This is a genomic window from Microbulbifer thermotolerans (genome assembly GCF_001617625.1).
In the GTDB taxonomy this organism is placed as follows: Bacteria; Pseudomonadota; Gammaproteobacteria; order Pseudomonadales; family Cellvibrionaceae; genus Microbulbifer; species Microbulbifer thermotolerans.
This window is the reverse complement of sequence record NZ_CP014864.1, coordinates 48681-62295: the sequence shown is the minus strand read 5'-3', so window position 1 is coordinate 62295 and position 13615 is coordinate 48681. Positions and strand designations below refer to the sequence as shown.

General features: G+C 56.3%; 14 protein-coding genes. 4 read left to right on the top strand and 10 right to left on the bottom strand.

The features are described 5' to 3' along the window. Positions 1-55: 55 nt before the first annotated feature. The gene (locus A3224_RS00285; protein ID WP_231902421.1) at positions 56-961 is read right to left on the bottom strand and encodes a metal ABC transporter substrate-binding protein; all 906 of its coding nucleotides are present in this window, start codon (positions 959-961) and stop codon (positions 56-58) included. A gap of 103 nt (positions 962-1064) precedes the next feature. Here A3224_RS00285 and A3224_RS00280 point away from each other — a divergent pair, with 103 nt between their 5' ends. The 3 genes from A3224_RS00280 (at position 1065) to A3224_RS00270 (ending at position 5704) form a co-directional block, all read left to right on the top strand. Continuing rightward, on the top strand, positions 1065-1826 hold the full coding sequence (locus A3224_RS00280; protein ID WP_197463100.1) for an ATP-binding cassette domain-containing protein: 762 nt from the start codon (positions 1065-1067) through the stop codon (positions 1824-1826). Next, positions 1823-2623, top strand: a complete 801-nt coding sequence (locus A3224_RS00275; protein ID WP_082817330.1) for an iron chelate uptake ABC transporter family permease subunit — start codon at positions 1823-1825, stop codon at positions 2621-2623. The genes A3224_RS00280 and A3224_RS00275 overlap by 4 nt, the downstream gene beginning before the upstream one ends. Positions 2624-3088: 465 nt before the next feature. After that, on the top strand, positions 3089-5704 hold the full coding sequence (locus tag A3224_RS00270) for a TonB-dependent receptor (RefSeq protein ID WP_067157171.1): 2616 nt from the start codon (positions 3089-3091) through the stop codon (positions 5702-5704). Between the two features lie 54 nt (positions 5705-5758). Here A3224_RS00270 and A3224_RS00265 read toward each other — a convergent pair whose 3' ends face one another. The 7 genes from A3224_RS00265 to A3224_RS00235 all read right to left on the bottom strand — a co-directional run bounded on the left by A3224_RS00265 (position 5759) and on the right by A3224_RS00235 (position 11788). Continuing rightward, a complete protein-coding gene (locus A3224_RS00265; protein ID WP_456237901.1) occupies positions 5759-6073 on the bottom strand; it encodes a heavy metal-binding domain-containing protein in 315 nt (104 codons plus the stop codon). A gap of 293 nt (positions 6074-6366) precedes the next feature. After that, complete coding sequence (locus A3224_RS00260; RefSeq protein WP_067149931.1) at positions 6367-7155, bottom strand: CPBP family intramembrane glutamic endopeptidase; 789 nt, start codon at positions 7153-7155, stop codon at positions 6367-6369. A gap of 253 nt (positions 7156-7408) precedes the next feature. After that, on the bottom strand, positions 7409-8095 hold the full coding sequence (locus A3224_RS00255; RefSeq protein ID WP_067149928.1) for an SCO family protein: 687 nt from the start codon (positions 8093-8095) through the stop codon (positions 7409-7411). Positions 8096-8098: 3 nt separating this feature from the next. Further along, positions 8099-8992, bottom strand: coding sequence for a heme o synthase (gene cyoE / locus A3224_RS00250; RefSeq protein ID WP_067149925.1), 894 nt, complete (start codon positions 8990-8992; stop codon positions 8099-8101). 270 nt (positions 8993-9262) lie between these two features. Continuing rightward, a complete protein-coding gene (locus tag A3224_RS00245) occupies positions 9263-10375 on the bottom strand; it encodes a COX15/CtaA family protein (protein ID WP_082817329.1) in 1113 nt (370 codons plus the stop codon). A gap of 10 nt (positions 10376-10385) precedes the next feature. After that, positions 10386-11015 carry a hypothetical protein gene (locus A3224_RS00240; RefSeq protein ID WP_067149922.1) on the bottom strand — a complete coding sequence of 210 codons (630 nt, stop codon included), beginning with the start codon at positions 11013-11015 and terminating at the stop codon, positions 10386-10388. A 47-nt stretch (positions 11016-11062) separates the two neighbouring features. Then, on the bottom strand, positions 11063-11788 hold the full coding sequence (locus A3224_RS00235; RefSeq protein ID WP_067149920.1) for an SURF1 family protein: 726 nt from the start codon (positions 11786-11788) through the stop codon (positions 11063-11065). A gap of 51 nt (positions 11789-11839) precedes the next feature. Between A3224_RS00235 and A3224_RS00230 the strand changes: the two genes are divergently transcribed. After that, on the top strand, positions 11840-12064 hold the full coding sequence (locus tag A3224_RS00230; RefSeq protein WP_067149917.1) for a DUF2909 domain-containing protein: 225 nt from the start codon (positions 11840-11842) through the stop codon (positions 12062-12064). A 78-nt stretch (positions 12065-12142) separates the two neighbouring features. Here A3224_RS00230 and A3224_RS00225 read toward each other — a convergent pair whose 3' ends face one another. Both A3224_RS00225 and A3224_RS00220 read right to left on the bottom strand, forming a co-directional pair. Beyond that, a complete protein-coding gene (locus A3224_RS00225; RefSeq protein ID WP_067149914.1) occupies positions 12143-13033 on the bottom strand; it encodes a cytochrome c oxidase subunit 3 in 891 nt (296 codons plus the stop codon). Positions 13034-13038: 5 nt separating this feature from the next. Continuing rightward, positions 13039-13611, bottom strand: a complete 573-nt coding sequence (locus A3224_RS00220) for a cytochrome c oxidase assembly protein (protein ID WP_067149911.1) — start codon at positions 13609-13611, stop codon at positions 13039-13041. Between the last annotated feature and the right edge of the window lie 4 nt (positions 13612-13615).

The window sequence follows — 13615 nt, the reverse complement described above, 5'->3', positions numbered from 1 at the left end:
CATTCGCATCGGCTTTCCATCTGTCCCCGGAGTACCTGCACCGCCAGAAAGCGACTTAATCAGAGGTTCCCTTGTGTTCATGCCCGGCAGAAACACTATGGGGCAGCGCCGCCAGGCAGCGGCGCGCCTGTGCCAGCAACTGCTCGATCAGATCTCGGTAGCTGGCACCCGCAGCCAGGTGCACTGCCAACGGGTCCAGGGCCACGTAGCGCAAGCCCAGATGTTCCGCCAGCTGGCGATCGCGGTCATTTTCCGGCACTTCTCCGAACAGGCAGCCGTCACCGGCGTCCTGCAACTGCAACAGCGCCTTGGCACCGCGACTCGCAGTCCCGGTTTGGCTGAGGGCTTTGGTTTCCACCCCGGCGGCACCAAAAAAGTGGCCGTAGGCATCGTGTGTCACCACGATGGGCATGTCCCGGTATGCCCAGAGCGCGCGATCCAGCACCTTTTGCAGGTTGGCCATTTGGCGGGAGAAGTCGCGCGCCCGGCGGCGGAAATCCTCCGCCCGACTCGGCTCCAGTTCGGCCAGGCGCTCGGCGATGTGTGCGCCGATGACCGCGGCATTGCGCGGGCGCAGCCAGAGGTGCGCATCGGTTTCGTTCGCGCCCGCAAATTCGTAGCCGCCGGCGCGCAACAGTGGGAGCTGGCGCCCGGCGGGCAGCAGTGCCATCTGTTTCGCCAGCACGGCTTCCATCTCTGGCCCCAGCCATACCGCCAGGCGCGCTCGCTCCAGCAGCGCGCGGTCGGAAACACTTGGCGCGTAGTGGTGTGGATCCGCGTTTTCTATCAGCAAATGCACCGGCAGGTCGTCACCGACGATCTCCTGTGCAATCAGTGCCAGTGGCCGGATACTCACCACCAGTGGCGACTGCTCCCCGGGCTGAGTTCTGTCGCAGGCGGCGAGCAGAATGAGCGTCGATAAAAGAAGCAGGTACCGCGGACGAAACATCATATTGGACATGGGTCGACAAAAAACTGCGATATAATCACACCCGGCTATTGCCCGCCAGTCATTCCAATCCCCTCGCCATTTTGGAGATTTCACCCTGAGCCCATCGGAGCCACTGATCACCGCTGACCACCTCGGCCTGGAAATCGCTGGCCGGCAGCTGCTGCGAGATATTTCGCTGCAACTGCGCGCGGGGGAGATCGTCACCGTTATCGGACCCAACGGCGCCGGCAAGACGACGCTGTTGCGCTTGTTGCTCGGCCTGACCAAAGCCACCAGCGGCTCTGTGCGGCGCAAACCCGGCCTGCGCATCGGTTATATGCCGCAGCGTTTGCAGGTCGATGCGTCCCTGCCGATGTCGGTACAGCGTTTTCTGCAACTGGGCCAGGCGGATCTGAGTGCCGAGCGGGCGCGCGCGGCATTGCAGAGAGTCGGCGCGGAACACTTGGGTGCAACCGCTTTGGCGGATCTGTCCGGCGGCGAAATGCAGCGAGTGCTGCTGGCCCGGGCCGCTTCGCGCAACCCGCAGCTTTTGGTTCTGGACGAGCCCACCCAGGGCGTGGATCTGGGCGGCCAGGGCGAAGTCTACCAGTTAATCGCCGCCCTGCGGGATGAGCTGGGCTGCGGCGTGCTGCTGGTATCTCACGACCTGCACCTGGTAATGGCCGCGACCGACCGGGTGCTGTGTATCAACCAGCATATCTGCTGCTACGGGCACCCCGAACAAGTGAGTCGGGACCCGGCCTACCTCGAACTCTTCGGCGACAAGGTGGCCCCTTACACCCACGACCACGACCACCGCCACGACATAGGCGGTGACATAGTGCGGCCATCCGGCCAAGAACCCCTCCATAACAAACAAGAGCGCGGTAAATAGTGCAATTTGGCGAACTGCTACAGAGTCAGTTTCTCTGGTATGCCCTGGCCGCTGGCATTCTGGTGGCACTGGTAAGCGGTCCTTTGGGCTGCTTCGCGGTGTGGCGGCGGATGGCCTATTTCGGTGATACCCTGGCCCACTCGGCGCTGCTCGGTGTCACCCTCGGCTTCGCGCTTCACCTGATGCCGACCCTGGCTGTAGGTGCTACCTGCTGTGGACTGGCGCTGATACTTGTCTATTTGCAGCAGCGGCAGCAGCTTTCTCTGGATACCCTGCTCGGCATACTTTCCCATTCAATGCTCGCGCTGGGTATTGTCGCCGTCAGCCTGTTCGAAATCCGGGTGGATCTGTTGTCTCTGCTGCTCGGCGATTTGCTCGCGGTGAGCAGCCGGGATCTGCTGCTGATGTCGACAACTGCCGCGCTGATCGCTGCCCTGATGTACTTTCTGTGGGATAAACTGCTCGCCTTTACTCTTCACGAAGAGCTGGCCGCGGTGGAAGGTGTCCCCGTGGTGCGGGTGCGGCTGGCATTGATGTTGATGCTGGCGTTGCTGATCGCCATCGCGATGAAAGTGGTGGGTGTGCTGCTGATCACCGCCCTGCTGATCATCCCTGCCGCCGCTGCGCGCAAATTGTCGAATACCCCGGAACGCATGGCCGCCCTGGCCTCCGCCATTGGTTGTCTGGCGGTCGTGCTGGGTCTCGCGGCTTCCGTCCTTTGGGACACGCCGGCCGGGCCATCTATCGTGCTGTCAGCCGGTATCGTGTTTTTGTTTTGCCAGTTCCGGAAAAACTAAGGAACCTCTGATTAATTCGCGTGAACGCTTTGGTTAGTTCCGTGGCGCTCAGGCAATAGGATGGCCATTTCGAAAACGCACGAGTACTTCCTTGTAGCTCCGACGGATACATCCCTGTATCTGACGGTTTCGAAATGGCCATCCTATCACCCGAGCTTCTCATCTAGCTCCAAAGAATTTTTACCGTCAGGAAGCGAATTAATCAGAGGTTCCCTAGAGCTATCTTTGCCTTCAAGGAACTGGGGCATCGCGACCTTTTAAGTTTTTCCCAATATACTGTATTTATTAGGCAAAACTTTTTTGATTGTTACTTAATATGTGAAATTATCCGCCAAAAACGCCCACTACCGCACTCAAATTCACTGTCTGATTGTTTCGGCGTTTTGACGTTGCTAATGTTGCCCCACGACCAGCTGGATCAGGTCGGTCACCAATAACGAAAAATAAATTGGACGGGCAATGATTATGGACAAATCAATCTTTCACCGTAATGCACTGGCTACCGCCATTATCACTGCAGCCGCCGCGGCTGCTCCCCAGTCCCCGCTCGCAGCAGAACAGGAGGCCATAGAAGAAATCACTGTTGTCGGATCGCGTATTCAGCGCAACGCCGAGTTTGAAACTGCCACGCCTATCCAGGTGATGGACAGGGAGGCGATTGAAAAGTCCGGCTATACCAGCCTGCAGCAGATGTTTGAAAAAAATCCCGCAGCCGGCAACGGTACCTTCTCCACCCGCGGCAATAACCAGGATTCCACCGCTAACGGTGCCGCCGCGGTGAGTCTGCGCGGAATGGGTGCCGATGCGACCCTGGTTCTGGTCAACGGCCGTCGGGTAGCCATCAGCGCCTTTGCGGAGAGTATCACTACCAATTTTGTGGATATCAATTCCATCCCGCTGGCGGCAGTGGAGCGGGTTGAAGTGCTCAAAGACGGCGCCTCGGCCATCTACGGCTCCGACGCAGTGGCCGGTGTGGTCAACTTAGTGCTGCGCGACGACTTCGAGGGGATGGAGGTCTCCGTCGACTATGGCGGCGCCGATGGCTACGATGAGCAGTCCACTGCCGCTATCTGGGGTATCAATGGCGACGACGCCAACCTCACACTGATTTTCGATCATCATAAGAACAGCACCCTGGCCAGTATTGAGCGCAAGGGACTGGATACTGCCGACCAGTCCGCCCGCGGCGGTATGGATTTCCGCACCTCGCGGGGCCACCCGGGCAGTTTCAACGTGGACGGCAGCATTGTACCGGACCCGGCCTGCCCGCCCGAAAGCAACACCGATGAAGGCTGTGTCTACGATTACGGCCCCTGGGGGCTGTTGATTCCCGAGGCCGAGCGCACCGGTCTGCTTCTGCTCGGGCACACCCAGCTGAGCGACAGCGTGAAGTTGTTTACCGAGGTGGCCTACCAGCACAATACCTCTATCGCCCAGGGCGCCCCCACACCACTGGACGGTGATGCCGGCCTCACAGTGCCGGCGGATCATCCGGACAATCCCTTCTCTACGACATCGGATCTGGATATTTACCGCTACCGTACAGTAGACGCCGGCGCGCGCCAGTGGGATATAGAGACGGACAACATCCGCGCTGTCTTTGGCCTGCGCGGCACTGTCGCCGACTGGGACTGGGAGGCGTCGGTACAACGCTCCCGCAGCGAATCCATCCAGAGCGGTGACCGCTCCCAGGGCTGGGTGCGCACCGACCTGCTGCAGCAGGAAATCGATGCGGGCCGCTACAATCCCTTCGGCGGTACACAGAATCCGCAATCGGTGATCGACGCTATTACCACCAGCCTGGTGCGCCGGGGCAAGTCGCAAATGACCGGGGTGGACTTCACCATCAGCGGTGAAATCTTTGACACTGCCAACGGCGCCATTGCCATGGCTACCGGTTTGGAATATCGCGAAGAATCCGTCTCAGATATCCCCGATGACCAGTTCCAGCGCGGCTTAATCTTCGGCACGGAGTCCGTATCGGCATCCGCCAGCCGCGATATTGGCTCCGCCTTCGTGGAATTTGCGATTCCCCTGCCCGCCAATCTGGACTTGACCCTGGCCGGCCGCTACGACGATTACAGCGATTTCGGTTCCACCACCAACCCTATGGCCAACCTGCTGTGGACCGCCAATGACCGCCTGTCACTGCGCGCCTCCTGGGGCACCGGTTTCCGCGCCCCCTCCCTTGCACAGATTGGCCTGGGTCCATCCCAGGAATCCACTTTCTTCGTGGATACCTACGGTTGTGCGATAAACAGCACCTATTGCGCCAGTACCGACTACACCATTGTCTTTTCGGGCAACCCGGATCTGGAGGCTGAGGAATCTGAGTCTTTCAATCTGGGCGCAGTCATCACCCCGATCGACGACCTGCAGCTTTCCCTCGATTACTGGAGCATCACGCAGGAAGGCAAGATCGATGAAGTGCCCTTTGGCTATATCTACAACAAATACTGCAACGACCAGAACAGCACCGTGTGCCGACGCGATACACCCCTGCCCGGCGAGTCCCTCGGCGCCTTGCAGTCCGTTAACAGCAGTTTCCAGAATATCGGCGAACAAACGGTGTCCGGTGTCGATCTGAGCCTGGTCTATTCCAGTCTGCAGCTAGCGGGCGGCGATCTGAGTCTCCGCCTGGATTACACCTACTTGTCAGAGTTTGAACGAGTGGAACTAAATGCAGACGAGGTATTCCAAACCCGCGATCTGGCCGGCGAATACGAATATCCACAGCACCGCTGGTCTGCATCTGGCGACTGGACCTTCGACAACTTCGCCTTTACTGCCGGGCTGAATTATATCGGTGAATTTGAGGATACGCCGGATATCGACTTCGACGGCACCCTCGACTACGAAGCCAACAAATCGCGTACTGTGGATGCTTTCCTGACACTGAATCTGCAGGCCCGCTATACCGGTTTCGATAATCTGGTGTTGAGTCTCGGCGCCGACAACGCCCTGGATGAAGAACCGCCCTTCGCAATCGGCGATGGCGATTCAGACCTCTACGGGTATGTACAAAGTCAGCACGACCCTCGCGGCCGCTTTATCTATGGCAAGATGGTTTACAACTTCTGAGATCGCTGGCTCTGCCGTTTCAAGAAGGGGGCGAGCCCCCTTCTTTGCCAATTATCAGCGAAACTTCACTGCGGTACCGCTGACGCTGACCATCATTATACTTCCCTGCTGGCCGACCACTTCATAGTCAATATCGATACCGACAATCCCATCCGCTCCCAGCTTACGGGCTTCTTCCTCCATTTCTTCAAAAGCCACCTTGCGCGCTTTGGCCATCTCGCGCTCGTAAGCCCCGGCCCGGCCGCCGACAATATCCCGCACAGCACCAAAAATATCCTTGAAAATATTTGCTCCCAAGATGGCCTCCCCCACCACGACACCCAGATACTCCTGGATCTCGCGGCCATCAATCACGGAAGTGGTTGTCATTAACATCATTCACCTCTCTACAAAACACGAAGGATCTAGGGAACCTCTGATTAATTCATTTCCTGGTGGCAGAGGTTCTTCGGGAGCGGATGTGAAGTTCAGGTGATAGGACGGATATTTCGAAACCGTCGGATACAGGGATGTATCTGTCGGAGCTATAGGAAAGTACTCGTGCGTTTTCGAAATATCCGCCCTATTACCTGAGCGCCCCGGAAGCTACCATTGTGTTCACGCGAATTAATCAGAGGTTGACTAGAACGCAAAGCGAGCGAACTAGCGATTGCCCAGCCCAGCTACGCTGGCAGCGGATAGGGCAAAAACAACAAATGCAACAAATTCACACCCCAGTGGGCCAGTACACAGGCCCAGAAGTTCCGCCGCAAGCACCACAACAAGGCATAACCGAAACCGGCGAGGCTCACCAAGCCCAATGCCAACGGGGAAACTGCCCAACCGGTATGCAGCAGGGTGAAGAGCGCCGTCACCACCAAGGCTGCGATCCAGCGTCCCAGGAACAACTCCCCTCCGCGCTGCAGTACCCAGCGGAAAAAACCTTCCTCACTGATACACACCACTAATAAATTGATCAGTGCTGCGACTCCAATCGCTGCGCCGAACTTTAGCGAGGGGCCATAAATCATCAAACCAGCAAAAAACGGCAAAGCAATGGCAGCCAGTACTATCGGGAGATCGGCCAGCTTAAACCACTGGCGGCGGCGAATCATAAACGCCATAACGGCGGCCGCAATGGCCGCTTTGCCAGCGTTAAAACTGGCGTAAATCCGGTTGCCATCGTTATCTATATAGGGTGGCATCAGCGCTATTCGCTCGCTGCCCGGCACCTGTCCACTGGCGGCAGCCAACATCAATAGAGCGCTGAATCCGTAGGCCAGAGCCCGCTTCCATCCGACACTGGATTCTATGGCGTGCAATAGCAGCCACAGAAAGGGGGCTACCAGTCCCGCCCAGCCTAAGGGAAGCGCGCATAGAGAAAGCAGTGCAGCTACGGCAATAGCATCGTTTTTTTGCAGCAGCGGCTTCGCGGAATTGCTGTCCGTTCTGACGGAATTTGCAGAAAGCATCGTGTGTTTCGTTCCCGTTGGTGTATATGCAACTACGCAAGCTGCGGCAGCATGATACCTATCGCCGATCAATGACACACCATAAAGCGACTGACAAATTCTTCCGCCAGTGGACTTTTACATTTAATCGCTTTCCTTTGGTAAACATATTTCTAGGGAGCCTTCGACAAATTCGCCCCTTAATGACAACGGAATTTCTCCACCAGACGCAAATCTCAAGTGGGAATAGAAAGCGGAACCGTAATTGATTATTTCACCCCTTAAATGCCGCGCGCATGGATCGGTAGGTGAGTTTCATTTTAGCCGGGTCCAGGGGCGCTTTGAAAAAGGCGTGGTAGTGGCCGCGGGGGTTGAGCAGAACCACTTGTGATCCATGGTCTACGGTATAGGTGCCATTTTCCAGGGGGACCTTGTTGAAGGGGACATTGAGTTGGTTGGCAAATCGCTTGAGCTGTAGGAATTCACCGGTCACACCGCGGAATTCCGCATTGAAATAGCGCACGTAGTCGCGCAACTGCTCAGGGGAATCCCTTTTCGGATCTACCGATACCAGCAAAATATCAGTATCCGCACGGGTTTTATCATCGAGCAGCTGATAGAAATGATTCAAAGTTGCCAAGGTTGTCGGACAAATATCCGGACAGTGAGTGAAGCCAAAGAAAATTAGCGTCCAACGTCCATTGAGATCTTGTGTGTAAAACGGTTCGCCACTATCCGCCACCAGCTGGAAATCATCCAGTATACGCGGTCTTTCTAGTTTCACCGCACCATTGGCTCGCAACTCGGAATCAGTGAGTACCCTCGGCTGGCTCATTTTGTGTAAAAAGCCCGCGAGTACCATGACCATAAACAACAATAGAACGGCAACGGTCATCCAAATGCCGCGCCTTTGCTCCGGTGTCGCGCCCCCGTACTCCTCCACAGCTATTGAATTGCTCATAACTTACACCGCAACCAGGTAGTGATCCAACAACATTATGCAGAAGAGAGACATCAAATAAATAATGGAATATTTGAAGGTTTCCATACCCGCGTCCGGATTTTTGTCCCGCAACATTTCCACTGCCCAGTAGACAAAACCCAGTCCCAAAATCACAGCGCCGAGCAGATAGAGCCAACCGAGCATGGCGGTAGCGAAAGGCAGCAAACTGACCGCCAGCAAAATGAAGGTATAAAGCAGAATATGCAGCTTGGTGTATGCCACGCCGTGGGTCACCGGCAACATCGGGATATCCGCTTTTGCATATTCCTCGCGCCGATGCACCGCCAGCGCCCAGAAGTGCGGAGGTGTCCAAGCAAAGATGATCAGCATCAGCAGCAGGCCGTGACCGTGCAGCTCTCCGGTCACCGCAGTCCAGCCCAACAGTGGCGGCGCGGCGCCGGCGATGCCCCCAATGACGATATTCTGCGGTGTGGCACGCTTTAAAAATAATGTGTAGACAACGGCGTAACCGAGCAGGGAAAACAGGGTCAGCCAGGCGGTCAGTGAATTGACAAAAGCAAGCAGAATGGACATCCCCGCACAACCGAGCAGCAGGGCAAACAGCAGAGCTTTCTGCGGTTCAATCCGGCCTCGCGCCACCGGCCGCTGACTGGTGCGGGCCATTCTGATGTCCACATGACGGTCCACCAGGTGATTGACCGCAGCGGCACTGCCTGCGCAGAGTGCTATGCCCAAATTGCCCAACACCAGAATGTCCAGTGGCGGGGCAGCAGGCACCGCGAGCAGCATACCGATCACGGAGGTGAGGATCATCAGCATCACCACCCGCGGTTTGGTGAGTTCGTAGTAATCGCGCCAGCGGGCACGACCCAGTGTTGCGGTACGCGAGCTCATGGTTTCACCTCATTATTCTTATATGTGAATCTTTTCCCGTTTGGGATCAATCATAGCAACCACACGGTTGGACGTGGGGGCCTTCGGTGACTGTTTTTATCCCTTGGGTTTTAAGGAGTCTCAGAATAATTCGCTTCCCGACAGTAAAGAGGTTGCAAGGCCTGAGCGCCGCAAATTAACTACAGCGCTTGTACGAATTAATCAGAAGTTCCTTAACAAAAACAGGGGAACCCATACCTTTCCAAATTCCTAACACTCTCAATAACTTTTTCACAGGTCTGTCACCAGCACGCTATCATCGCCCGGCGAAACGGCTCGTGAAGTCATAGTGCCTGATGCCGCCGGCTGCGCTGTCTGTATCCGGTAAGCGAATGTCAGCAGTCCCAACAGCAACACCGCCGCACAGGCATTGTGCGCCACGGCAATCGGCAGCGGCAGGGAGAGCAATACATTGGCAATTCCCAGGCACACCTGCAGACAGAGCACCACGGCGAGGCCAATAGCCCAGCGGCGCGATCCCGCGCGCCAGGCGAGCACAGCAAGGGTCAACACCAGCATAGTGACCACCAGGGCGCCAATCCGGTGCGTCAAGTGAATCGCGGTACGGGCATCGCTTTCCAGTGCGCCACCCAGATAGTTGGGACCGATCTGCTGAGCAATATTAAAGCCCTGCAGAAAATCCGTTTCCGGCCACCATTGGCCGTGGCAGGTGGGGAAGTCCGCACAGGCGAGAGCCGCGTAGTTGGCACTGGTCCAGCCCCCCAAGGCGATTTGCAACACGACCGCCACAACAGCCGCAAACGCCAGTGGGCGGATTTTCTGCAGTGCACGGAATTCATGCGTGGGGATAAACCGCCCTTTGTTGGGCGGCGAGTTTCTCAACCGCTCGGCAATCAGCCACAACATCGACAGGGTCGCCATGCCCCCGAGCAGGTGTGCGGTCACTACCTGGGGCCACAGTTTGAGGGTCACGGTCCACATACCAAAGGCCGCCTGCAAAATGATCAGGGCGAGCAGAATATGGATTTGAATAAAAGCGCGTTGCCCCCGGCGGCGCCACGTCAGCGCCGTAAGCCCCGCAACCAGTAGCAGCAAGGCGCCGGCAAAGTAGCGGTGCACCATCTCCGGCCAGGTTTTGTCGGTTTCAACCGGTGCGTGGGGGAATGCGACGTTGGCACTTTCTATTTCGTGCTGTTCAACCGGCCACGTCAGGTGACCGTAGCAGCCAGGCCAGTCGGGACAACCAAGACCGGCATCCATCAGACGGGTAAAAGCGCCGAGCACAACCACCACCAGCGCCAGGGCACATCCGATCAGCGTCAAACGCAGGCGCCAGTCCGTATGTGGCTGACCGTCGGCAGATAGTGCAGTGTATGAATTCATTGTCTCTCCTTTACTGCTCATAGGAGTATTTCAACAAGCGCTTGATATCCTTCAGCAGCTGGTTGCCGCTGTGGCGGTTGTCATAAGCCATCATCGCAAAGCCCTGCTGATCCACCAGCAACAGCCTGGGATCAGAGATGTTACGGTGTTCTGTCTGTTGGTGCAGCTGCTGCCATGCGCGTTCCTCCAGGCGCACTAGGCGCAACCGTGGATGTTCCCGCTGCAGCATTTGCAACTGACCGTCCGACGGTGGTGCCATCACTACCAGCAAACGCTCTACCCGGTTCGCCTTGTCACCCAAGCGTATATGCACTTGACGGCTGGTGTAGAGTATTTTTTCACAGTCTGTGTCGCACTCACCACCCGGTATGATCAGGTAGCGCCACTTAGCCTTTTCCCCGGCGAATGTCTGTGGTTTTCCGCTCAAGTCGCTGAAAGGAAGATTCAGGATATTCACCGGCGGATGCAACAACTCACCCTGGTTAATCCTGCCGTCGGGTATGCCGTACCCGGTGTAGTAGACGATATAGGCCGCGACCATCGGTACGAGCACGGCGGCGATCATCAAAACCCCTTGAAGACGGCTGCGGGCAGAGGGCAACTCCCGACTATTAGCCGCAATACCCTTGTATTGGTTCACTGTTCAGTCACCTCTACGCGTTTTTTGCTGGTTTGCTGGATCTACACTTACTCTCGCAACTTCCGCGGCAGGTTTGTCGCCGCGAAAAACCACAGGATCACAAGCGCAATAGCCATAGCAAACCACTGTGTGGCATATGCTTGGTGACGCTCGGGCGGGCTGTTTAACAGCTGCCAGTCCGTCACCAACGCTGTGTCCGAATCCGCCGTCAAGCGAATGGACCAGTCGGGCCGCGCCAACTGTAGACGACCAGTAAATACCGTGTTAACCCTCTGTATTCTTTTTTCACTCGTGGTTTTCCGCCCCTTGTCGCTTGTTGCGACCGGATAAAGAAACCCGGTTATTACCTTGGCCGCCATTGGCCAATGGATTTCTGGCAGCTCATTCCTCTGCGGCGGTGCCGCCACCCATCCCCGGTTGATTATCCAGCGCTGCCCGCCGGATACGAAAATCTGAAGTACCTCGTAACCGGGACGGCCATTCCTGGTTTGATTGTCCAACAGGTAATATTCATCGGTATAACGGCCATGTAGACGCACCGGCTGGTAGTTATCGAGGTCCTCACCAAGTTCGATGATGGAGCGCGGCTGTGATGACAATCGGGCGTCTATAGCGGCATTGATCGCGGCTTTTTCCCCAGCGCGATGCAGCTGCCAGAAGCCGAGACACAGAAGCAGTGGAAACAGCAGACTGCTGAACAGAGTAAGAGGCCAGCTGCGTATCAGTGCTACACTGGCCTTCTTCGCTGGCACTGATGATGCTTGTACAGTCATGCCGATTCCGGCCCGCTAGCGGGCCCCTACAATAAAAATGGCAAATAAACTATGTGGCTGAAAATCGTTATTGTGTTTTTATTTCTCGCCGTGCTGGCCAGCTTGTCCAGTGCTCTGTTTTTCCTTCTGCGCGATATGGGCGCTCCGGAATCCAAACGCACACTCTACGCACTGGGCATCCGCATTACCCTGGCAGCACTGCTGTTGCTAGCCATCTGGTATGGGTTTGACAGCGGTCTGCTTTCCAATACCGCACCCTGGGCCGACAAGTATTGAGCGGTCTTCGCTGTCAGGGTGGCGGCACCGTAGCAATTTTGTATCTATGACTACCTGAGACCGCTTCGGTGACCGGGATTACGATCCCAGCACGTAGACGAAAATAAACAGCCCCACCCATACTACATCGACGAAGTGCCAGTACCAGCTGGCCGCCTCAAAGCCGAAATGATCGTCCGGTTTGAAATGGTGCGCTATCACTGAACGCAGCAGCATAATCAGCAGCATTATGGTCCCGAGCGTCACGTGGGCGCCGTGGAAACCGGTCAGCATAAAGAAAGTGGTTCCATAGATACCGGATTCCAGGGTGAGACCGAGATGTTTATACGCCTCGTAATACTCTTCCGCCTGGAAGAACAGGAACAGTGCACCGAGTACAACGGTGATACCCAGCCAAATATTAAACGCCTGGCGCTTGTCTTTTTTCAGAAAGACATGGGCAAAGTGGACTGTAACGCTGGAAGACAACAGGATAACAGTGTTCAACAGCGGCAAATGCCAGGGGTCTATGATTTCCTTTGGACCCACAAATTTCGCGGCATCGCCGTGGGCAGCGGCATCTGGCGTTACGTACAGTGGCCAGTTACTTTCAAACCCCTCCCACAGCATATTGGAAAGTCCCCGATCCCCCTCACCGCCGAGCCATGGAACTGAGTAAGTGCGAATATAGTAAAGGGCGCCGAAAAAGGCGGCAAAAAACATGACTTCTGAAAATATAAACCAGCCCATTCCCCAGACATAGGAGCGTTTTAGCTGTTCGCTGTTCAGGCCGGCCATGTTTTCCCTGATTACCGCGGAAAACCAGAACCAAAGTACTGCCGCCATCGCAAGGGCGCCGACGGAGAAAATATATGCGCTGCCGCCATTAATCCAATAGGCGGCACCAAAGGCGGTCAGGAATAGACCGATGGTGGCGAAAATAGGCAGCCGAGATTGCTCGGGCACATAGTAGCTGCTTTCAGTAGCCATAATTTCTATCCCTCTCGCTGGGGGTCAGCATTGTTGTTATCAAAATGGGCTGAAACTCTTTCCGTGACATCGAACAGCGTATAAGAAAGGGTGATGGTGTTGACGCTCCGCGGCAAATCCGGATCGACAATAAAGCGCAGTGGCAATTCCGCGCTTTCCCCCGCTTTCAACGTCTGCTGGTTGAAGCAAAAGCACTCGGTTTTATGGAAATACTCCGCGGCTTTGAAGGGCACCAGACTGGGTATGGCCTGACCGACCATATCTCTGTCCGTCGGGTTATAAGCCAGGAAAACCGCGTTTGTCTCCTCGCCGGGGTGCACTTTTATTGACACCCGGCCCGGCTTGAAATGCCAGGGCATATTCTCGTTGTTGCTCGCCACAAACTGCACCGTTACCGTCCGATCCGAGTCCACTGCGGCAGGTACGGCTTCGTATCTGCCGCCCGTTTTTCCGTTAAGCCCGGTAATTTCGCAAAAGGCGTTGTACAGGGGAGGCATCACGAAAATGGCAAACACCAGCATGCCGGCGGCAAGCGCCAGCAGCTTGGTGGCTAATTTTGCATTATCGCTCAGCCCCATCGCC